At 63.1% G+C, this 20930-nt stretch carries 15 protein-coding genes and 2 tRNA genes; 5 read left to right on the forward strand and 12 right to left on the reverse strand.

Translation table 11 applies throughout. The annotated features are described in order from the left end of the window. Positions 1 to 24 precede the first annotated feature (24 nt). The 9 genes from ACVC5H_RS10710 to argH all read right to left on the reverse strand — a co-directional run bounded on the left by ACVC5H_RS10710 (position 25) and on the right by argH (position 9494). Positions 25 to 2241: an alpha/beta hydrolase domain-containing protein gene (locus ACVC5H_RS10710; RefSeq protein WP_489622276.1), complete on the reverse strand. Its 2217-nt coding sequence runs from the start codon at positions 2239 to 2241 to the stop codon at positions 25 to 27. 277 nt (positions 2242 to 2518) lie between these two features. Then, positions 2519 to 2603 (reverse strand) — tRNA-Leu (locus ACVC5H_RS10715). 271 nt (positions 2604 to 2874) lie between these two features. Then, positions 2875 to 2959: transfer RNA gene (locus ACVC5H_RS10720), tRNA-Leu, on the reverse strand. A 137-nt stretch (positions 2960 to 3096) separates the two neighbouring features. Further along, a complete protein-coding gene (locus tag ACVC5H_RS10725; protein ID WP_489622277.1) occupies positions 3097 to 3828 on the reverse strand; it encodes an ABC transporter ATP-binding protein in 732 nt (243 codons plus the stop codon). Continuing rightward, on the reverse strand, positions 3825 to 4586 hold the full coding sequence (locus ACVC5H_RS10730; RefSeq protein ID WP_489622278.1) for an ABC transporter ATP-binding protein: 762 nt from the start codon (positions 4584 to 4586) through the stop codon (positions 3825 to 3827). Before ACVC5H_RS10730 ends, ACVC5H_RS10725 begins: the two co-directional genes overlap by 4 nt. Next, positions 4586 to 5461 carry a branched-chain amino acid ABC transporter permease gene (locus tag ACVC5H_RS10735; RefSeq protein ID WP_489622279.1) on the reverse strand — a complete coding sequence of 292 codons (876 nt, stop codon included), beginning with the start codon at positions 5459 to 5461 and terminating at the stop codon, positions 4586 to 4588. The genes ACVC5H_RS10730 and ACVC5H_RS10735 overlap by 1 nt, the downstream gene beginning before the upstream one ends. Before the next feature lies 1 nt (position 5462). Beyond that, positions 5463 to 6344, reverse strand: a complete 882-nt coding sequence (locus ACVC5H_RS10740; RefSeq protein ID WP_489622280.1) for a branched-chain amino acid ABC transporter permease — start codon at positions 6342 to 6344, stop codon at positions 5463 to 5465. A gap of 292 nt (positions 6345 to 6636) precedes the next feature. Next, positions 6637 to 7794: an ABC transporter substrate-binding protein gene (locus ACVC5H_RS10745; protein WP_034335504.1), complete on the reverse strand. Its 1158-nt coding sequence runs from the start codon at positions 7792 to 7794 to the stop codon at positions 6637 to 6639. A gap of 305 nt (positions 7795 to 8099) precedes the next feature. Further along, entirely contained in the window at positions 8100 to 9494 is a 1395-nt protein-coding gene (gene argH, locus ACVC5H_RS10750) for an argininosuccinate lyase (protein WP_489622281.1), read from the reverse strand. Positions 9495 to 9996: 502 nt separating this feature from the next. Here argH and ACVC5H_RS10755 point away from each other — a divergent pair. Continuing rightward, positions 9997 to 10821 carry an HDOD domain-containing protein gene (locus ACVC5H_RS10755; RefSeq protein WP_489622282.1) on the forward strand — a complete coding sequence of 275 codons (825 nt, stop codon included), beginning with the start codon at positions 9997 to 9999 and terminating at the stop codon, positions 10819 to 10821. Between the two features lie 162 nt (positions 10822 to 10983). On the opposite strand, the gene ACVC5H_RS10760 is transcribed toward ACVC5H_RS10755, so the two are convergent. Next, positions 10984 to 11916, reverse strand: a complete 933-nt coding sequence (locus tag ACVC5H_RS10760; RefSeq protein WP_489622283.1) for a dienelactone hydrolase family protein — start codon at positions 11914 to 11916, stop codon at positions 10984 to 10986. Positions 11917 to 12290: 374 nt separating this feature from the next. Beyond that, positions 12291 to 14567: a TonB-dependent receptor domain-containing protein gene (locus ACVC5H_RS10765; protein WP_489622284.1), complete on the reverse strand. Its 2277-nt coding sequence runs from the start codon at positions 14565 to 14567 to the stop codon at positions 12291 to 12293. A gap of 269 nt (positions 14568 to 14836) precedes the next feature. On the opposite strand from ACVC5H_RS10765, the gene ACVC5H_RS10770 reads away from it, so the two are divergent. Beyond that, positions 14837 to 15481 carry a biliverdin-producing heme oxygenase gene (locus ACVC5H_RS10770; protein WP_489622285.1) on the forward strand — a complete coding sequence of 215 codons (645 nt, stop codon included), beginning with the start codon at positions 14837 to 14839 and terminating at the stop codon, positions 15479 to 15481. Then, on the forward strand, positions 15478 to 15936 hold the full coding sequence (locus tag ACVC5H_RS10775) for a YbaN family protein (protein ID WP_489622286.1): 459 nt from the start codon (positions 15478 to 15480) through the stop codon (positions 15934 to 15936). Before ACVC5H_RS10770 ends, ACVC5H_RS10775 begins: the two co-directional genes overlap by 4 nt. Positions 15937 to 16004: 68 nt before the next feature. On the opposite strand, the gene ppc is transcribed toward ACVC5H_RS10775, so the two are convergent. After that, positions 16005 to 18920, reverse strand: coding sequence for a phosphoenolpyruvate carboxylase (gene ppc / locus ACVC5H_RS10780; protein WP_489622287.1), 2916 nt, complete (start codon positions 18918 to 18920; stop codon positions 16005 to 16007). A 244-nt stretch (positions 18921 to 19164) separates the two neighbouring features. Here ppc and hemC point away from each other — a divergent pair, with 244 nt between their 5' ends. Beyond that, positions 19165 to 20121 (forward strand): hydroxymethylbilane synthase, encoded by a 957-nt coding sequence (gene hemC, locus ACVC5H_RS10785; protein ID WP_489622288.1) that lies wholly within the window; start codon positions 19165 to 19167, stop codon positions 20119 to 20121. Next, positions 20105 to 20902: a uroporphyrinogen-III synthase gene (locus tag ACVC5H_RS10790; RefSeq protein ID WP_489622289.1), complete on the forward strand. Its 798-nt coding sequence runs from the start codon at positions 20105 to 20107 to the stop codon at positions 20900 to 20902. Before hemC ends, ACVC5H_RS10790 begins: the two co-directional genes overlap by 17 nt. The last annotated feature ends 28 nt before the right edge of the window (positions 20903 to 20930 follow it).

The following is a 20930-nucleotide window of genomic DNA, read 5'->3' on the forward strand; positions in this document are numbered from 1 at the left end:
CACCCATGGACCTGGCAACATCACTCAGGGTTGCGGGATCAATTGCGGCGACACCTGCCGCGCATGTGCCGCAAAGATGTGTTCGGCATCCAATGGCAGCAGATACCCTTCCTGCACCAACTTGTCGCCAGCGGCCTTGACCTGCGCGGCATAGTCCGCCCGACCATGGTAGCGCTGGTCGAGTGCAGGCCGGGGATCACTGCTGCTCTTGCTCGCACCGCTCACGGCGAAGGGAATGGCACTGCCCAGCGAAGAGCAGGTTTCCCCTCTCGCATGGCCGGCGGCGCGCAGGTTCCATCCCGTGTAGGTCGCCAGGGGGACCGCCACTTCCGGCTGGGCGATGCCGCCCAGCTCATTGCCATCGGCATCGACCTTGGGCACCAGGATGCGGTAGGGCCGCGTGACATCTGCCACCGGGATGGCGTTGCGATAGTCGGTGACGGTCAGCGGATTGTGGATGCCGCTGTAGGCCAACTGCAGTGCGGTTGGCGTCACCGTCCCTGCGGAATCGGCCAGTGGTACCAGCACATTGTCCAGTGCAGGGAAACCGACCGAGGCCTGCTCTGGCGCGACCGCCGTGCCGCTGGCCACCGTCGGGTAGCGCGAGGGTGGCGGCAACTGGTCTTTTGCCAGCCAGTTTTCCATCGCGGGAATCATGGCGCGCAGCACCGGCGCTTGCGTCACGGGGCTGGCCGGGAACTGGCACATGCTGTCCTTGCCGTTCTGCTTCACCACGCCATTCCTGATGCCGGGGCCGCCTGCGTGCTGGGTGCCGGAGATCAGGTAGTAGCGCACGTTGTCCGGCAAGACCAGATCCTTGCCCTTGCCATCGGTGACCACCAGCGCACCACGGCCTCCCCACCATTCAAAGCTGCCATCGATCTGCATGATCTTCGGGCAGGTCGCGCTGGCGCTGCATTGCTTGAGCAAGCCATCGGTCACGCCACTGACCGGATCTTTCATGACGTTGTACGCGAAGGGGAACTGGTCGCCCGGCATCCAGTGTTCTTCGTGGCCCTTGGACCAGCGGCCGGGTTGCGAAAAGCGTTCATTGATCCAGGCGCGGCGTCCACCAGGGATGATCGCCATCATTCCGTCGAAGACCTTGTTTCCCTGTGCATTCTTGTTGAATCCCATGTAGAGGAAGTCGCGCATGAACCGCCCCGACTGTGAAATACCTTCACCAATGGTTAAGTCAAAATTACGCTTGTCGTGGGCAGTGCAGGCCTTCTGGCTGACGCAGGCAGCGTCCTTCATGTCGTTGAGGGGATTGGCAGTGCCCCTGGCATCGGCCGGCGTATCGCGCAGGAAGCTCACCAGGTCGCGCACAGCGGCAAAGCCGATGGCCATGACCTTGGGATGGGTCGCCGGATAGACGAAGCTGTAGATGCTGCCCTGGTCGGCAGGCACGCTTGCGCCATCGGGCCCCGGCACCGCCGAGGGCGGTGTGAAGACCACGTTCACGCTACCGTCTGCCTTGGGTTCGTAATGCCAGTCGGTGACGACGGCAGAGGGCGCCTGGTAGTCCTGCTGGCCCTGTGCATTGCGCCAGGTCTGGCGCACGGTGAAGCTGACTTGCGACTTGTCGCGCAACGATGCGGGGGCGTAGGTGAGTTTGAATGCGTTGTGTCCCTGATGGAAATCGGGAATGTATTCCTCGCGGCTCAAGCCGGTAATGGCCGAACCATCCTTGTTCGTGACCACCGGGAACCGTGTGCCCAGTGCTGCGTCGATGGCCGCGCCTGATTGCTTCAGGTCACCCTGCCAGCCGCTCCAGACGATGGTGTAGCCGGCGCGCAGCAGGGAAGGGTAGTTCTCGCCCGGGGCCGGGCCATTGCGCAAGGATTTGCTGCCGATGAAAAATTCCTCGGCCAGCTTGCGGCCACGATTGGCCACGTCATAGAAGAGCACGCGGCGCGCCTGCGTGGCCGACTTGGGGCGCAGGATCACGAAGTCGGTCGTGTAGGAGATGTAGCCATCGGCGTCCCTGGGCGCCTTGTCGAGATCGGTGATGCTGGCGTTGTCGGGATGCCGCGCATTGAGCTTGCCGTGCACGATGCCCGAGATCAATTGGTAGGGGCCCGCTGCGCCGGCCGGTGTTGCGCCACCGAAGGCATCGGCGGTCTGGATGATTTCTAGCTGCTCGATATAGCCGGCTGGCTTGCGGGGTGTGGCGGCGTGGGACTGTCCCAGGGCGGTCGTGCTTAGGACGGTGGCCAGCAGGATGAGGGTGGTTTTCATGGTCTCCCTGATGATCGATAACGACGAGGAAGCCTAAGCCTACCTTAAACAGGGCTGACGTTTTTTATCGAGCTAAAACACAAAAGGTCGACTGACTTGCGTCAATCGACCTTTTCTATTTTGGTGCCCACGGAGGGACTCGGTCACGTCCCGCGACCCCGTCCGGCCTTGCAAGGCCGGACTTTCTCGTCCCTCCCGCAAAGCGCGCAGGCGCTTTGCTCGTGCGCCCCAAAACACAAAAGGCCGGTTGATTTTCATCAACCGACCTTTTTTGTTTTGGTGCCCACGGAGGGACTCGAACCCCCACACCTCGCGGTACATGGACCTGAACCATGCGCGTCTACCAATTCCGCCACGTGGGCCTTCTGCAAATGCGTTCAAACTGCATTGCTTGAAAGAGGCTGCATTCTAAGGGTAAACTTTTAAGTTGTCACTTATTTTTTTAAGTTTTTCTATTCCGAAAAACTAATCCGAAAACTAATAAAAAAATTGCTGCCCAAGAGGGAAGAAGACCCCTGAAACCTAACAAATTGGAGAAGTAATTCTCGAAGAGAACTACCAAAAAATTAAACTATTTTCTGACCGAAGAAACGCAAAAGGCCGGTTGATTTTCATCAACCGGCCTTTTATGTCTGGTGCCCACGGAGGGACTCGAACCCCCACACCTCGCGGCACATGGACCTGAACCATGCGCGTCTACCAATTCCGCCACGTGGGCCTTCTGGCATCAGCGGTGACTTGCTGTGCTTGAAAGAGGCTGCATATTAAGGCCTATCAGGCTGATGGTCAACACCTAATTGAGAAAATTTTTATTATTTTTTCTCCAGCCCCGCCACATGCAACAGATCAAGCGCATCAGCCCCCCAGATAAGCCTCCACCACCTTCGGATTGCCCAGCAGATTCGCTCCGCTATCCTCCAGCACGATCTTGCCCGTCTCCAGCACATAGCCCCGTTGCGCAATGCGCAGCGCCTGGCGCACGTTCTGTTCCACCAGCAGCACGGTCATGCCGGTCTTGTTGATCTCCTGCACGATGCGGAAGATTTCCTGGATGATCAACGGAGCCAGCCCCATCGAGGGCTCATCCAGCAACAGCACCTTGGGCTTGGCCATCAGTGCGCGGCCAATGGCCAGCATCTGCTGCTCGCCACCCGAGAGATTGCCCGCCAGCCCGGTCGCACGGTTCTTCAGCACCGGGAAGAGGGAATACACCCACTCCAGGTCACGCGCCACGCCGTCCTTGTCCTTGCGGGTGTAGGCGCCCAGGGCCAGGTTTTCTTCGATGGTCAGCGTGGTCAGGGTGGCGCGGCCTTCGGCCACCTGCACCACGCCGGATTCGACGATGCGGTGCGGCGACATCTGCAGCAGGTCCTGCCCATTGAGCAGCACGCGCCCGCGCTGCGCCTTCACCAGGCCGGAGATGGCCAAGAGCGACGTGCTCTTGCCGGCGCCATTGGCACCGACCAGCGCGGTGATCTCGCCTTCGTTCAGCGACAGGCTGATGCCCTTGACCGCTTCAATGTGGCCATAGGCCACCGCCAGGTCCTCGACCTGCAGGATGGGTTGCTTGTTGCCGCTGGCGCTCATGCTTCTTCCTTGCCGAGATAGGCCTCGATCACTTCCTGGTTGTTCTTGATCTGGTCCGGCGTGCCCTCGGCGATGATCTTGCCGAAGTTCAGCACCGCGATGCGCTCGCACAGGCCCATGACGAAGCGCATGTCATGCTCGATCATGAAGATGGTGAATCCGCGCTGCTTGATGTTGACGATCTCGCTCATCAGCTCGGTCTTCTCGGCCGGGTTCATGCCGGCCACCGGCTCGTCCAGCAGCAACAGCTTGGGCTTGGTGGCCAGGGCGCGGGCGAACTCCAGCTTGCGCTGCTCGCCATAGGAGAGACTGTCGGCCAGCATGTGCGCCTTGTGATCCAGACGCACCCAGGACAGCAGTTCCAGCGCGCGTTCGCGGGCTTCTTTCTCGGCCTTGCGGAAACCGCCGAGGTTGAAGAGCATGCCCGCCACACCATAGTTCAGGTGATCGTGCATGCCGACCACGACGTTTTCCAGCAGCGTCATTTCCTTGAACACGCGGATGTTCTGGAAGGTGCGGGCAATGCCGCGCTCGGTGATCTTGTGCGGGGCGACCGCGCCGATGTCATCGTCATTGAAGCGGATGCTGCCCGAAGAGGCGCGCAGCAGGCCCGTGATGAGGTTGAAGACGGTGGTCTTGCCGGCACCATTGGGGCCGATCAGGCCGAAGATCTCGCCTTCCCTGACGTTGAAGTTCACGCCCTGCAGCACCTGCAGGCCGCCGAAGTTCTTGCTGATGTCGTTCAGTTGTAAAAGCATTACTTCACCTTCTTCTCAGCGTTGCGGCCCAGGACGGCGCGGATGCGGCGCGGGTCCCAGATGCCCTTGGGCAGGTACAGCACCACCAGGATCAGGATCAGGCCATTGATGGCCAGGCGGAAGTCCTTGAAATGACGCAGCACTTCCGGCAGCAGCGAGAGAATGGTCGAGCCGATCATCGGGCCGATCAGGTTGCTGGTGCCGCCGAAGACGGCCATGGTCAGGATGTCCACGGCATTCTCGAAGCCATAGTTGTTGGGGCCGATGGTGAAGGTGAAGTGTGCATTCAGGCCACCGGCCACGCCGGCGATGGCCGCACCGATGACGAAGGCCAGCAGCTTGTAGCCGGCCACGTTCACGCCCATCAGGCGCGCGGCGATTTCATCTTCCTTGATGGCCTCGAAGGCACGGCCGATCTTGGTACGGCGCAGGCGCGCCAGCGCATAGATGGTCACGCCCAAGAGCAGCACGATATGCCACCACTCGGTGATCGGCGGCACGCCGTTCAGGCCCATGGGGCCACCGGTGATGTCCAGGTTCAGCACGATCACGCGCACCACTTCGCCAAAGCCCAGCGTTGCCATGGCCAGATACACGCCCGACAGGCGCAGCGTGGGGATGCCGATCACCAGCGCCACCAGCGCGGGCAGCACGCCGCCTGCGGCCAGTGCGATGGGGAAGGGCATGTCGAACTGCATCGTCAACAGCGACGCGGTATAGGCGCCGATGCCCATGAAGGCCGCATTGGCCAGCGACAGCAGACCGCAGGACAGCGTGACGTAGATCGAGAGTGCCAGCATGGCATTGACGCCGATGCTGAAAATGACGGTGTTGTAGGTGGCCCAGAAGCCATCCCACCAATCCATGAAGCCCATCTTATGCCTTCCTTTCCAGCACTTTGCCAAACATGCCGGAGGGTTTTACCAGCAGGATCAGGAACAGGAGGCCAAAGGCCACCGCGTCGCGGAAGTCGCTCGAGATATAGGCCACCGTCAGCACTTCGGCAAAGCCGAGGAAGAGGCCGCCGATCATCGCGCCACGGATATCGCCCATGCCGCCCAGGATGATGACGGCGATGCCCTTGTGCAGCATCGGCTGGCCCATGAAGGGCGAGATCGCATTGAAGGACACGCCCACCAGCACGCCGGCAGCGCCACCCAGGGCCGCTGCGGCAAAGGAGGTCAGCAGGAACAGGCCCTCGACGTTGATGCCCAGCAGGTAAGCCGCCTTGGGCGACTCGGCAATGGCGCGCAGCGCGCGGCCCAGCTGGGTCTTGCGCATCACGCCCAGCAGCACCACCATCAGCACGAAGGCGATCACGATGATCGCCACCTGCACGGCGTTGATGTGCAGGTTGCCCAGGCTCACGCTCTCTTCAGGGATGGTGCCCTGGGGGAAGCGCTTGTTCTCGGCACCGAAGATGCCCTGCGAAATGTTGGTGATCATGATGGCCACGCCAATGGTGGCGATCATCGGGATCAGGTGCGGCGCATTGCGGCGGCGCAAGGGCTTCAGGACCAGCACGTCGATGATGAGGCCCAAGAGGCCCGTGGCCACCATGGCCAGCAGCAGCGCCACCCACAGGGGCAGGGCCATCTGCTCCACCAGCAGCAGGGCGGCATAGCTGCCCAGCATGAAGATGGCGCCGTGCGAAAGATTGATCACGCCCAATACGCCAAAGACCAGCGTGAAACCGAGCGCGAAGAGCGCGTACACGCTGCCCAGCGAGAGGGCATTGATGAGCTGTTGTTCTAACATTGGAACCTGCAATAGGTGATGGGGCGCCATGCGCCGCGCTCGCAAAATGACACGAATGTGCAGCTTGCGCGGGGCAATCCCTCGTTGCGTCGTCGGACCGGGTTCAACTCGCCCGCGTGATGCGGGTTGTGGATGTTCTCCCGTTCCGGCCTGGCGATTTGCTTCATATCGCCTCCCAGCCATGCTGCAGGCGGCTTGCGGCGGCTGCACCACTGGGGAAAGCCGTGGCGGCACGCCCCTTGATGGGCGTGCCGCCATCAGGCGGACTGCATCGTACCGATGACGGTACGGATTACTTCAGCAGGACGAACTTGCCGCCCTTGGCGATGTTGACGATGGCTTCCTGGTCGGCATCGAAGCCGACCTGCTTGCCGGCTACGGCCGGGGCTGCACGGAAGGCGAACTTGCCGGTGGCACCATCGATCTTGACTGCCGGCAGCGCGGCGCGCACGGCGTCGCGGTCCTTGGCCAGGTTGCCGGAGAGCTTCACGCTCTTGATCGCATCGGCCATGATGTACATGGCGTCATAGGCTTGCGCGGCGAACTGGTCAGGGTCGGAACCGAACTTGGCCTTGTAGGCCGCGATGAAGGCCTTGTTGGCCGGGGTCTGGTTCTCGGCCGACCAGGGGCTGCCCATCAGGGTGTTGTCGCCGGCATCCTTGGCGATCTCGAACAGCTTGGGCGAGTTCAGGCCATTGCCGCCGATGAAGGGCTGCTTCATGCCCAGCGCGCGGGTCTGCAGGATGATGTTGGCGGCTTCTTCAGCCAGGCAGGAGCAGACGATGGCGTCCGGGTTGCCGGCCTTGATCTTGGTCAGCTGGGCCTTGAAGTCGACGTCGCCCTTGGCATAGGCCTCGGTGGTGGTGACGGGGATTTTCTGCTGTTCCAGGGTGGCCTTGAAGACGTCGTAGCCGGACTTGGTGAAGGCGTCGTCGTTACCGTAGATCACGGCGACCTTCTTGATGCCGAAGTGCTTCACGGCGGCCTTGACGGTGACGGGCAGCACGTCGGCTTCCATCACGGAATTGCGGAAGGTGAAGGGGCCCATGGCCGTGATGCCGTCAGCGGTGTTGCTGGTGCCGAACACCACCACCTTGGCGGCATTGGCGATCGGGTCGGCAGCGAAGGCCGAGTTCGACAGGGTGGGACCGAACACGGCCAGCACCTTGTCCTGGAAGATCAGCTTCTTGAAGACGTTGATGGCTTCTTCCTTCTTGCCTTGTTCGTCTTCGATCACCAGGGCCAGCTTGTCGCCGTTGACGCCGCCCTTGGCATTGATTTCTTCGGACGCCAGCGTGAAGCCGTTCTTGATGGCCACGCCATACTTGGCGGCCGGGCCGGTCAGCGCTTCGGCGACGCCCAGCTTGATGTCGGCGGCCAGGGCGGCCGAAGACAGGGTGGCACCGATCAGCAGGGCCGGAATGGTCTTGAGCATGGTATTGAATTGCATCGAGTTCTCTCCTCAGTTAGATATTGTAGAAACCGGCCGCATCACGGCGCGCTGACCAGGGCAGCGCAACGTCACATGGCGATTCCTTCATCGAGGATGATGCAAAAGGCGCCCGGGATGGCCGGGACTTGTGCTCCATCCTCTGAAGACCGTTTTGCGGTCTCTTTCGATACAGCCGCCGCAGCCGCCTGCAAAGACAGGCTGCGCCAGCGCTTACAACCCGCTGCAACGCGCCCGGGTAGGGCGCGCCAGAGCGGCATGCGAACATCGTCCGGCCAGCGGACGAGGGTGGTGCCAGGTCTTGCTTAGTTCAGTTCCTTGCGCAGTTGCGCAATGGCTGCACGCACTTGGTTGGGTGCAGTACCGCCGATATGGTCACGTGCGGCCACCGAGCCTTCCAGGGTCAGCACGGCAAACACGTCTTCACCGATCAGGCTGGAGAAGGCGCGCAGGTCATCCAGCGACAGGTCGGCCAGGTCGCAACCCTTGTCCACACAGGTACGCACGGCGTGGGCGACGGCTTCGTGGGCGTCGCGGAAGGGCAGGCCCTTCTTGACCAGGTAGTCGGCCAGGTCGGTGGCGGTGGCGTAGCCTTGCAGGGCCGCCGCGCGCATGGCTTCCGGCTTGACGCTGATGCCGCGGGCCATGTCGGCGAAGATGCGCAGGGTATCGGTGAGCGTGTCGACGGTATCGAACAGCGGTTCCTTGTCTTCCTGGTTGTCCTTGTTGTAGGCCAGGGGCTGGCCCTTCATCAGGGTCAGCAGGGCGATCAGGTGGCCGTTGACGCGGCCGGTCTTGCCGCGCGCCAGTTCGGGGACGTCCGGATTCTTCTTCTGCGGCATGATCGACGAGCCGGTGCAGAAGCGGTCGGCGATGTCGATGAAGCCCACGCGCGGGCTCATCCAGATCACCAGCTCTTCGGACATGCGCGAGATGTGCGTCATCACCAGTGCGGCAGCGGCGCAGAATTCGATGGCGAAGTCACGGTCCGAGACGGCGTCCAGCGAGTTGCGGCACACGTCGTCGAAGCCCAGGGTCTTGGCCACGCGCAGGCGGTCGATGGGGAAGGTGGTGCCGGCCAGGGCGGCCGCGCCCAGCGGCAGACGGTTGATGCGCTTGCGGGCATCGATCATGCGCTCGGCATCGCGGCCGAACATTTCGACATAGGCCAGCACGTGGTGGCCGAAGGTGATCGGTTGTGCCACCTGCATGTGGGTGAAGCCCGGCAGGATGGTGTCGGCGTGCTGCTCGGCCAGGTCCAGCAGGGCGCCGCGCAGCTCGCGCAGCAGACCGATGATGTCGTCCACCGCGCCGCGCATGTACAGGCGGATGTCGGTGGCGACCTGGTCGTTGCGCGAACGGCCGGTGTGCAGGCGCTTGCCGGCGTCACCGACCAGTTCGGTCAGGCGCTTCTCGATGTTCAGGTGAACGTCTTCCAGGTCCAGCAGCCATTCGAACTGGCCGGACTCGATTTCGCCCTTGATCTGGGCCATGCCGCGCTGGATGTCGGCGTAGTCGGCGGCGCTGATGATGCCCTGGTGGGCCAGCATCTCGGCGTGCGCCAGCGAGCCCTGGATGTCGACCTGGGCCATGCGGTTGTCGAAGAACACCGATGCGGTATAGCGCTTGACGAGATCGGAGACGGGTTCAGAAAAGCGAGCCGACCAGGCTTCGCCCTTTTTAGCAAATTGGTCTGTCATATCAGGGAATTCCGGAGAAGGGGCGATTATAGCAAGCACAACTGCGCCAAGCCACGGCAATGCAGCCGGAAATGCTGCCTGGCGCGGATTTTTCGCGTTTCCCTGCGCCCGGGGCGCTGCTTTTTTGCATCCTTCCACCAGCTTCTTTCCATCCATTCCCAGCCGCTGGTGATTGCGGCTTCCCCCATGCAGCAAGAAGAGGAACGAATCAACGAGTTTCGCCATGGCATCAGTGCGGCTTGTTGTTTTTGTACCCGTACTCCTGCGTTGCAAAAAAGACGTGGGTTCCTGACATTTGCTGACGTTATACTCAAGGGGCGATGACAGATCCGGGAGAAGTTCTGCTGGTTTCCGGAGAAGAGAGGGCTGCCAGCCAAGGCGCAGCCAGGATGATGCCGGGGCCAGTCGGCGTCGTGGGGGCATCGTCCGGCCGCACATGCCACGGGGGTGGTCCTGATAAGCGCTCAAGAGATGTCTGGGGGTCGTCTTACAGGAGAGAAGCATGAAATTGGAAGCACTGTTTCAGCAGCAAACTGCCTTGCCGAGCATTCCCAAGGTGGTGCAGGAAGTCATCGAAAGTTTCAACAACGAAGCGGTCTCGATTGAACAGATCGCCAAGAAGCTGGCCGCCGACCAGGTGCTGAGCGCCAAGATCCTGCGCCTGGCCAATTCGTCCTATTACCATGTCTCCCGTACCATCGGCACCGTTGATGATGCCGTGCTGATGCTGGGTTTCATGACCGTGCGCACGCTGGTGATCAGCACCGGCATGGCCGGCAGCTTCAAGAAGCTGCCCGGCGTGGACCTGAAGCTGTTCTGGCGCTACAGCCTCGATACGGCCATCATCGCCAAGTGGTTGTCCAAGCAGGTCAAGCTCAATTCCGAATTTGCCTTCACGGTGGGCCTGATGCATGCCATCGGCCAGCTGGTGATGCATGCCGGCATGCCCGAGCAGGCGCTCGAGGTGGACAAGGTGGCCGGGCCCCTGGATGCGCGGCGCCTGGATGTGGAGCGCACCTCCTTCGGCTACGACTTTGCCGACGTGGGCGCCGAACTGGCGCGCCGCTGGCGTTTCCCGGATGAGTTCGCGCGGGTCATCAAGGCCTTCCCGCAGCCGCTGCAGGGGACTTACGATCCCTTCGCCGCCCTCATCCACGTGGCCGCCTGGCGCGCCCGCGCCGAGGAAAACAAGTATTCCCCCGACGAGCTGGAGTCGACCTTCCCGGCCGAGGTGGCCGCCAAGCTGGGCCTGACCCTGCAGACCTTCACCGAGGAGATGCCGCCGCTGGAAGAACTGGGCGAGGGCATGCAAGACCTGCTCGACTGACCAGGCCGGACATCGTCCGGAGAACGCCAGTGGACGGCGGTTTCCGGCCGATGTGAAGAAACGGTGCAAAGAAAACGACAATGCCGGCTCCCGCAAGGGGCCGGCATTGTTTTTGGTGAAGAAAATTCCCAAAATCCGGACTTTTCCGTCCGGTCGGATCGCTCAGTAATTCAGCTTGGCATCCAGGAAGTTGAGCATGGAGCGATAGGCCTGGCTGCGCGCATCCGGGTTGCCGCCGCTGGTGACGCCTTCGCCGCGCTTGCTGCCCACGCCGGCCACGTCCATGCGCACGTGCACCGGCAGGCCGGGAGCGTCGAAGTCGTGATAGGTGTCGGGATACAGGCGCAGGGCGATCTCGGTGTCGCTGCCCTGCATCTTTTGCTCGATGGCTTCGCAAGCCTGGGGCGGGGTCCAGTCATCGTTCTTGCCCATCAGGATCAGCAGGGGCGCGGCCGGTTTGAAGGGCTCGCTGGTCTTGGCGTAGGGGCGGCAGTCCGGATAGAAGGCCACTGCTGCACGCGGCTGGATCTTGCGGATGGCCACGTCGGTCTCGGCCAGGTTGATCGAGGCCAAGAGGGTCGAGGCGCCATGCGACCAGCCCAGCAGGGCGATGCGCTTGACGTCCACGTCCGGCTGCGCCGTCACCCAGTGCATGGCGGCTTCGACGTCGAAGCGGCGGTTCATGGCGCTGGCCTCGCGCTGGGCCACCGTGTCCTGGCAGGTCGAGCGGCGCCCGCGCGGGGTGAAGCTGTCGGGGAACAGCACGTTGTAGCCGGCGTCGGTGAGTACCCGCGCCATGGCCAGGTGGCGCGGCGTGAATTCGCCACGGCCATCCTTGACGATGCTGTAGAGGCCGCCACAGCCATGCAGTGCGATCACGGTCGGGAAGGGGCCCTTGCTGTTGAGGGTCTTGCGCGCCTTGATCCACACGCCATAGAGTGCGGTGGCCTTGCCACCCTTCTGGTCGACGCTGGTGAGCGAGACGCGGCTCGCCTCCAGTGGCGCCGCATTGGACGCGGCGTGCGCCCAGCTACCGGCCAGGGCCAGCGATGCTGCAATGCAGAACGCGGCCAGCGGTTTTGCCCAATGTCGCATGATGTTTGATTCCCCGAGTCGATGCCCAGCCAACGTTTACCAATCTTTCCCGCCCCTGGGGAAGATGGTCGCTGAAGCAATATCCTTCAGCGATTACGACAGCTGGATGTATTTAATAGTTCAGCTTCCATTTTACAAAAGTGAAGCGTCGCGCGGCAGGGAAGAATCATTTTTGCGCTGCAAAAAGCTGATCTGGCACAGGCGCATGTCTGCACCTGTGCGCCGCCCGCAACAGCTTGTTGCTTCGTCAAATGTCAACTGAACCAACTGTTATCGGCATGTAAAGGCCGAACTTGAGACGGGGCGTCTCTCCGCTGAACAAGCCCAGGATGCCGCCGCGACAACTGTACAGCGGCATCCTGGCAAGCGCGGCTTCAGAGATCGATGTTGAGGGTGATGGCCGCGTTGCGGCCGGGTTGGGCAGCTCGCTGGAACAGCACGGATTGCGAGGTGGTCAGGCCGCGCACGGTGGCGTAGTCCCAGTACTTGCGGTCGGTCAGGTTATAGATGCCGGCGTGCAGGGTGACGTTGGTGCTCAGCTTCCAGTAGGTGGAGAGATCGAACAAGGCATAACCGGGCACGTTCACGTAAGCACCACTGGTGGAATAAACCGACACGTCATCCGCGCTGGCACGCTTGGATTTCACTGCCGTCATGATGAGGCTGCCGCCGTAGCGGCCTGCTGCATCATCGTAGGCTGCGCGCAGCGTGCCCTTGGCCGGTCCCACCGAGTTGACCGAGCCGCTGGCCCCGGCATCGTTGCGCGAGCGGCCGGCCGAGACCCCGGCGCTGCTGCCCAGGCTGTAGCCGCGCAGCGCGCCGGCATAGGTGCCCAGGTCCAGCTGGGCCGAGACCTCGGCGCCATAGATATCGACGTTGGCGATGTTCTGCAGGCGATAGGCCAGGGCGGTACCGCTGTAGGTGGTGGTCTGGTAGTCGATGAAGTTCTTGTACTTGGTGTAGAACAGCGAGGTGTTCAGCGTCAGGCCATCGATCAGCTCACCCTTGGTACCCAGTTCGAAGGCATCGCTGGTCTCGTTCTTGAGATCGGGATTGCCCAGGATGGCATAGAGGAAGGCCGAGCTGGCGTAGGTGGATGAATCGTAGGTGCCCGTCTTCTCGGCGGCGGTGGCCACGCGCACGCCCCGGCTGTACTGCGCAAAGAAGTCGTAGGTCGGCGTGAGCGCATAGGCGAAGCGCAGGCTGGGTGCCAGGAAGGCGGTATGGTCGGACTTGATTTCGCTGGCGGCGCTGCCGACGTTGGAAAGGTAATTGCTCAGGTCGCCCGGCTGGGTGTGCCAGTACTCGGCACGCAGGCCCGGGGTCAGCGTGGCGCGCGGGGTCAGGTGCCAGTCGTCGCGCACGTAGGCCACCAGCTTGTTGGTACGGGTGGGCGCCATGCGGTCCTTGGTGTAGGGATAGCCGCTCATCAGCGCGCCGGTGGCATTGGTATAGCGCGCCTCGGTCCACGGGCGCTGTTCATCCAGGGTGCTCAGCGAGAGACCATAGAACAGATCATGCGCGCCCATGCGCTTGCTGGCATCGGCGCCCACACCGGCGCTGGTGGTGGCCAGATAGGTGTCGATGCGGCGGGTGTAGCTGTTGGTCGAGTTGGCGGCGATGGTGTAGTCCTCCTTCTTGCTGTCCTGATAGAAGGCCTGGATGCGCAGCTTGTCGAAGGCGGCGATGCTGCCGGCCGCCGGGGTGTATTCATCCTCGACCTGGATGCGATGGCGACGCGTCGTGGAGTATTGGGTGGCGCCGGCCGGATAGGCGCTGTAGGTAGCGCCGTCGAGAATGCGGTCGTCGGTGCGGTCATAGAAGTCCAGCGTCACGCCCAGCTTGTGGTGAGCCAGCCCTTCGTAGAAGGCCTTGAAGAGGATGGCATCCGAATGCCAGTTGTCCCGGTTGCCATCGCTCACGCCCTTGGACTGGGTAAGCGCGCCATCCCGATTGGAATACAGGGCCAGCAGTTTCCAGTCGCCCATCTTCTGGGCCGTGGTCAGGGCTTCGGCCCAGGCCTGGTCGGCCGAGGTGTAGCCGAGTTTGGCACCGAGATAGCTGGTCTTGCCGCCGCTCAGGTAGTCGTCCGGCGATTTGGTCTGGAACGAGACGCGTCCGCCCAGGCCGGTGGCACCGTTCTCTCCCGATGAGGTGGTGCCGGAGATGATGTCAACCTTGCGGAAGATTTCAGGATCGATGTAATCGCGGCCGATGCCCACACCGGTGGCCTTGAGGCTGTCCGGCAAGGGCACGGCCGAGGGCAGCTCGATGCCGTCCACGTCCAGGCCGATGCGGTTGCCTTCCACGCCACGGATGTTGTAGCCCGACGTGCCGCTGCCATCCCACAGGTTGGCCGCACCGCTGAGGGCCGACGGAGCGCTCACCAGCGGCTGGTAGCGGATCACGCTGGCCATGTCGGTGGCACCGTTGCGCTGCAGGTCTTCCGCGCTCAGCGAGGTGGCGCGGCTGGCCTTGTCCGCCGTCACGCTGACGGGCGGAAGGCTGCCTTCGCTGCGGGTGTCGTCTTCGGCATGGGCGGGGTTGATGGCCAGTGCGGCCAGGGCCAGCTGGATGGCGATGGCCAGGTGCTTGGGCGTGGGACGTGCCGGGGTCGGCGCTGTCACGCGCCGCTTGATTGCTGCAATCATTGCTGCTTCCTCTTCTAGTCTTGTGGGTACCGCCGGCGTTGGCAGGATCGGCGGCGTGATGGGTCATCAAATCGCTGACGCTGTTTTCATCGGTACCGGCGGGTGGACTAGAACAAGTGGCTGGCTGATTCATCTTGCGTGAATGAGTTCGGCATTCTAGGGTTAAGTTTTTGCAAAGGCAATGTAATTAATAATCATTTGCATTTAGAATGTATTCGTCCGAGTCGGGAGTGTCCACGTCGGTTTGTTTTCTCCAGGGATCCAAGGACATGACCACTTTCACCTCTACCCCCACTGATACCAACGCTGCGGCGTATCCGAATCCTGATCGCGCCGTCTCCTTGAAACAGGCCACCAGCCGCGCCCATGAGGCGCTGGATGCGGACATCATGCGCTTCGATCCGTTCGGCTCGGCGCAACGCTATGGCTGCTTCCTGCAGATGCAATATGCCTTCCATCGCGATGTCGCGGCCCTGTTTGAAGACGCCACGCTGAACCGCCTCTTTCCCCATCTGAAGGAGCGCTCGCGCCTGGCGCAGGTCATCGCCGACCTGCAGGATGTCGGAGTGCCGCTGCCGGACCTGCCGGCGCCGGTGTTCTCTGCGGGCAGCTTCAGCCTGCCAGCGGCAATCGGCTGGCTGTATGTCGAAGAAGGTTCCAATCTGGGCGGGGCGTTTCTCTACAAGATGGCGGCCCGGCTGGGTCTGCACTGCAACCATGGTGCGCGCCATCTGGCACCGCATCCGGAGGGGCGCGCGCCCAACTGGCGCGGTTTCGTCGCCCAGCTCAATGCCGTCGCGCTGGATGCCTCGGCGGAGGCGCAGGTCATCGAGGGAGCTTGTGATGCCTTTGCACGGGTATCGTCCCATGTCAGGCAGTTCTGCCGTGTTCCTTCGGCGGGGATGGCAGCGTGACCAGGCTTGCGGCCGGTGAGGGCAGTGCCGGTGTGCGCAGGCTGGTGCGGTGGGCCTGGCTGCTGCTGGCTTATGCGAGCCTGGCCATTGGCGTGATTGCCATCTTCATTCCCGGACTGCCGACGACGGAGTTCATCCTGCTGTCAGCCTGGGCCGCCAGCCGGGGCTCGCCGCGTCTGCAGCGCTGGCTGGAAGGGCATCGCCTGTTCGGGCCGATGATCTACAACTGGCGCCATGGCCGTGCCGTGACGATGCGCGCCAAGCTCAGCGCCTCGCTGACCATGATGCTCTGCCTCATCATCATGGGCCTGACCATCCATCATCGCCGCTGGATCATCCTCGTGGCGGCACTGGGCATGGCGGTGGGGGCCGCGTGGATGTGGTCTCGTCCCGAGCCTGCGGGGAGGGGGAAAGCTGGGAAGGCCTTGCTCGAAAAAGATCCCCCCGGTGCATGACGCAGCGGGGGGATCTGAGAGAGCAAGCGCTTGGTGCTACTCAGCCTTGTTCCTGACGTGGCCGTGACTCATCCGGTGTTGCGCAAGCCCGCCGCCACCCCGTTGATGGTGAGGTGGATACCGCGCTGCACGCGCTCTTCCGGCGTGCGCTTGGCCGCCGCCGTTGCGCGGTGGCGCCTGATGAGCTCGACCTGCAGGTGGTTCAGCGGATCGAGATAGGCAAAGCGGTTCTTGATCGAGCGCGCCAGCAGCGGATTGCCCGACAGGCGTTCCTTGCTGCCGGTGATGGCCGAGAGCATGGCGCTGGTGCGTTCATGCTCGCCGGTAATGCGGCCGAAGATGGTGGTGCGCAGCTTGCGGTCGGCCACCAGCCCGGCATAGCGCGAGGCCACGGCCAGGTCTGTCTTGGAGAGCACCATGTCCATGTTCGACAGCAGCGCCGCAAAGAACGGCCATTCCTTGCACATGGCGCGCAGCGTGGCCAGGCGCCTGGCGGTTTCCCTGGCGTTGCCGGCGTCGTCCAGCCAGCCCGACACGGCGCTGCCAAAGCCATACCAGCCGGGGAAGAGCAGGCGGCACTGGCCCCACGAGAAGCCCCAGGGAATCGCGCGCAGATCCTCGATGCGCTGGGTCGCCTTGCGCGAGGCGGGGCGCGAGCCGATGTTCAGTTGTGCGATCTCGGCAATCGGGGTGGCCGCGAAGAAGTAATCGGTGAAGCCCGGTGTCTCGTAGACCAGGTTGCGATAGGCGCGGTAGGCGCGTTCGGAGAGTTCTTCCATCACGCGTTCGAACTCGGCGAGCTTCCTGGCTTCCTTGCCGTCGGTGGCGGCCGGCATCAGGCTCGCCTCGAGCGTCGCGGCCACCAGCAGTTCCAGGTTGCGGCGGCCGATTTCCGGATTGGAGAACTTGGAGGCGATGATTTCACCTTGTTCGGTCAGGCGGATCTGGCCGTTGACCGTGCCCGGCGGCTGCGCCAGGATGGCCTGGTAGCTGGGGCCGCCGCCACGGCCGACGGTGCCGCCACGGCCATGGAACAGGCGCAGCTTCACGCCGGCTTCGTTGAACAGTTCCACCAGCTGGTTCTCGGCCTTGTAGAGCTCCCAGTTGGAGGTGAGGAAGCCGCCATCCTTGTTCGAATCCGAATAGCCCAGCATCACTTCCTGCAGCTTGCCATGCTTGGCAATCAGGCCCTTGACCTGCGGCAGCGTCAGCCAGCCGCGCATGATCTCGGCCGCGCAGCGCAGGTCGGGAATGGTCTCGAAGAGCGGAATGACCATCAGCTCCAGTTCGTGCAACTGGTTGCCCTCGATGTGCAGCAGCCCCGTTTCCTTCTGCAGCAGCAGGACTTCCAGCAGGTCGGACAGGGTTTCGGTGTGCGAGATGATGTAGTTGCGGATGGCGCGCTCGCCATAGCGGCGGCGGATCTCGCGCGCCGCGCGCAGGATGGTCAGCTCGGAATTGGTTTCGTCGGCATATTGGAGATAGGGCGAATACAGCAGGCGAGGGCGCGACAGTTCACCCAGCAGCAGAGCGATCTTGCGCTCTTCGGTCAGGCCCGCGTAATCGGCCTCGACCTGGGCCTTGGCAAACAGCTCGGCCAGTACGCGTTCATGCACGTCGGAGCTCTGGCGCATGTCCAGCGTGGCCAGGTGGAATCCGAAGATCTCGACCGCACGCTTTAATCCCGCCAGGCGCGGCTTGACCAGCGCGGCGCCATGATGGGCCTGTAGCGACGCCACCAGCACCTCCAGTTCGGCCACGCACTCGGCCGGGCTGGCGTAGGGTGCGGCGCTGCCGATTTCCTGGCGCAGGATGTTGACCACGCCGAGCGAGCGGGCGGTCGCTGCCAGGCGCGCATAGATGCCGATGAGCGCGCGGCGGTAGGGCTCGTCGGCGCGGTGGTCGGAGTGGTCCGGGGAGGCATCGGCCAGGGCCAGCAATTCCGGGCTGGCATCGACCATCAGGGTGGAGATGGACATCTCGGCACCCAGGGTATGCACCTCGTCGAGGTAGTAATCGAAGATGGTGGTGGACTGGCGCTTCAACGCGTGCTGCATGGTGGCCGCGTTGACGTTGGGATTGCCGTCGCGGTCGCCGCCGATCCAGCTGCCCATCTGCAGGTAGGGCGGCAGTTCGGTAGGACGGGTCTTGGCGCGCGAGGGGAACTGGCTGTCGATCTCGGCTTCGATGTCGTCATACAGCGCCGGCAGTTCGCGCAGGAAGGTGATGCGGTAGTAGGAGAGGGCGTTCTCGATCTCGTCGGCCACCGTCAGCTTGGTATAGCGCAGCATGCGGGTCTGCCACAGGGTGGCGATGCGCGCACGCAGCAGTTCGGTATTGTGGCGCAGCTCGCGCGGCGTCAGGGGCAGGTCGCGTTCGGCCACCAGGCGGGCGATCTCGCGCTCGGCATCCAGGATGGACTTGCGCTGCACTTCGGTCGGGTGGGCGGTGAGCACCGGCGAGACCAGTGCTTCCTTCAGGAAACTGCGCACCTGGGCGCCCGAGACGCCCGCGTCATCCAGGCGCGAGAGCGCATAAGCCACGCTGCCCGGCTGCGCCTCGGAACCGGCCAGCAGGTGGGCGCGGCGGCGGCGGTTGTGGTGCTGGTCCTCGGCAATGTTGGCCAGGTGCGAGAAATACGAAAACGCCCGCACCACCGAATTGGTCTGGTCGCGGGTCAGTTTCTTCAAGAGCTTGTCGAGCTCGGCACCGGCCTTGGCATCGGATTCGCGGCGAAAACGCACGGCGGTCTGGCGGATGGTTTCCACTACCTCGAAGACTTCATCGCCTTCCTGTTCCCGTACGACTTCGCCCAGGAGGCGGCCTAGCAGGCGGATGTCTTCCTTCAGGGGCGCGTCCTTGTCGGTGCTGCGCAAGGGTTTGGCGGCGGGTTTGCTGGCCGGGCTGCTCTTGGCGGCAGCGGTGGCGCGGGGAGTGGATGTGACGGAACGGGCACTGCGTTTAGTTGGATTTGTAGTCGCCATGATCAACGGTTGCTGCGGTTTTCGGAGGAGAAAGTCGTGCTGCTGGATCGGATTGCCGTAGGTGTGCGTGCTAGAATTTGCCTCGTTTTTGGTGTGCGTCTCGCTTTGGTCTCCATGATCGATCTGTGTAGCTGGTCGCTCTTGATCGCGTTTTTTAATCGAATTGTTCAGTCTGGATTCGCCGGTCTCCTGCTTTCCCTGTCTCCTCTGCCGCGTCTGCCACGACTGAATCGGAAAGCCCGTCTTGAAAGAATTTCCTCCTTCCAACATCGTCATCGTCTCGCGTGAAAGCCGCCTCGCCATGTGGCAGGCCGAATACGTGCGGGACCGTCTGGCCGCATTATATCCGCAGTGCAGCATCCATATTCTCGGAACCACCACGCGTGGCGACCAGATTCTTGATCGTGCGCTCTCCAAGGTCGGTGGCAAGGGCCTCTTCGTCAAGGAACTGGAAGTGGCCATGGCCGAAGGCCGTGCCGATCTCGCCGTGCACTGCTTGAAGGACATGCCCATGGACCTGCCCGAAGGCTTCGAGCTGGCCGCCATCCTGGAGCGTGAAGATCCGCGCGACGCCTTCGTCTCCAACGACTACGATTCGCTGGATGCCCTGCCGGACGGCGCCATCGTCGGCACCAGCAGCCTGCGCCGCCAGGCCATGATCGCCGCGCGCTATCCGGAACTGGTGGTCAAGCCGCTGCGCGGCAATCTTGATACCCGCCTGTCCAAGCTGGACCGGGGCGACTATGCCGCCATCATCCTCGCCGTGGCCGGACTGAAACGCCTGGGCCTGAAGGCGCGTATCCGCTCCTTCCTCGATCCCGAACAAAGCCTGCCCTCGCCCGGCCAGGGCACGCTGGCCATCGAGATCCCCGAGGGCCGTGAGGACATCAAGCGCCTGCTGGCCCCGCTGCATGACGAGCCCGCCGCCGTGGTCTCGGCCGCCGAGCGGTCGGTCTCGCGCATCTTTGGCGCCAGCTGCCAGATTCCGCTGGCGGCCTATGCCACGCTGGAGGGCGAGCGCCTGCACCTGCGCGCCATGATCGCTACCCCCGACGGCACACAAGCGGCTTGCGCCGAGGCCGAGGGTTCGCCGGACGCTCCTGAAGCCCTGGGCGTCCAAGTGGCCGATCTGCTCAAGTCGCGCGGCGCCGACGCCATCCTCGCGCTCTGCAAGGCCCAGGCTGATGCCGCTTCTGCCTGAGACCGCAGCGCCGTTGCCGGTGGTCGTGACGCGGCCGCTGCAACAGGCGAGCGGGTTTGCCGAGCGCGTGCAGCAGATCGGGCGGCGCGCCGTGGTATTCCCGCTGCTGGCCATCGGCCCGGTCGAGGATGAGGCCGAACTCAAGGCAACACTGGCACGCCTGCAGGAATTTGCACTGGTGGTCTTCGTCAGTCCCAATGCCATTGATGCCGCCTTTGCGCATCTGCAGGGCTGGCCGCGCCAGGTGTCCATCGGCATCGTTGGCGAGGGCAGCCGGGTGGCCTTGCGCGCGCATGGCGTGGAGGGCAGCCAGGCGACGATCTACGGTCCGCAGCGCGCCGACAAGATGGATTCGGAGGAATTGTTCAAGTCTCTCCCATTGGAACAATTGCGCGGCAAGCGCGCTCTGATCGTGCGCGGCCAGGACGGTCGTGATTTCCTCAGTGAAGCTTTGCGACAACAAGGTGTCGAGGTCGAGCACGTGACCGCCTATCGCCGCCTGGCCCCCGAACTGGACGCCCCGGGCCGCCTGCAACTGCTGGATTTGTTGGACGGCGGCGCCGATTGGGTCATCACCAGTTCCGAGGCCTTGCGCAATTTGCTTCACTTGGCAAGACTAGCCGGGGGCGAGGAACGTGTGGTAAAACTGCAACGACAACGCATCGTCGTCTCCCACCACAGGATCGCCGAGACCGCGCGGGAGCTGGGTTTCGTGCAGGTCGTGCTGACCGGTTCGGGGGATGAACGCCTGCTTGCCGCCCTAGCTCCACCCGCTCCCTGAGCGGCCGCGTAATTTGCCGCGTTACAAT

The organism is Herbaspirillum sp. Her3, from assembly GCF_057961275.1.

Coding starts and splice junctions, on each gene's coding strand:
- ACVC5H_RS10755 (WP_489622282.1), top strand. CDS start 9,997: ATGAAATTGGAAGCACTGTTTCAGCAGCAAACTGCCTTGCCGAGCATT.
- ACVC5H_RS10770 (WP_489622285.1), top strand. CDS start 14,837: ATGACCACTTTCACCTCTACCCCCACTGATACCAACGCTGCGGCGTAT.
- ACVC5H_RS10710 (WP_489622276.1), bottom strand. CDS start 2,241: ATGAAAACCACCCTCATCCTGCTGGCCACCGTCCTAAGCACGACCGCC.
- ACVC5H_RS10735 (WP_489622279.1), bottom strand. CDS start 5,461: ATGGGCTTCATGGATTGGTGGGATGGCTTCTGGGCCACCTACAACACC.
- argH (WP_489622281.1), bottom strand. CDS start 9,494: ATGACAGACCAATTTGCTAAAAAGGGCGAAGCCTGGTCGGCTCGCTTT.
- ACVC5H_RS10760 (WP_489622283.1), bottom strand. CDS start 11,916: ATGCGACATTGGGCAAAACCGCTGGCCGCGTTCTGCATTGCAGCATCG.
- ACVC5H_RS10740 (WP_489622280.1), bottom strand. CDS start 6,344: ATGTTAGAACAACAGCTCATCAATGCCCTCTCGCTGGGCAGCGTGTAC.
- ppc (WP_489622287.1), bottom strand. CDS start 18,920: ATGGCGACTACAAATCCAACTAAACGCAGTGCCCGTTCCGTCACATCC.
- ACVC5H_RS10730 (WP_489622278.1), bottom strand. CDS start 4,586: ATGCTTTTACAACTGAACGACATCAGCAAGAACTTCGGCGGCCTGCAG.
- ACVC5H_RS10790 (WP_489622289.1), top strand. CDS start 20,105: ATGCCGCTTCTGCCTGAGACCGCAGCGCCGTTGCCGGTGGTCGTGACG.
- ACVC5H_RS10725 (WP_489622277.1), bottom strand. CDS start 3,828: ATGAGCGCCAGCGGCAACAAGCAACCCATCCTGCAGGTCGAGGACCTG.
- ACVC5H_RS10745 (WP_034335504.1), bottom strand. CDS start 7,794: ATGCAATTCAATACCATGCTCAAGACCATTCCGGCCCTGCTGATCGGT.
- ACVC5H_RS10765 (WP_489622284.1), bottom strand. CDS start 14,567: ATGATTGCAGCAATCAAGCGGCGCGTGACAGCGCCGACCCCGGCACGT.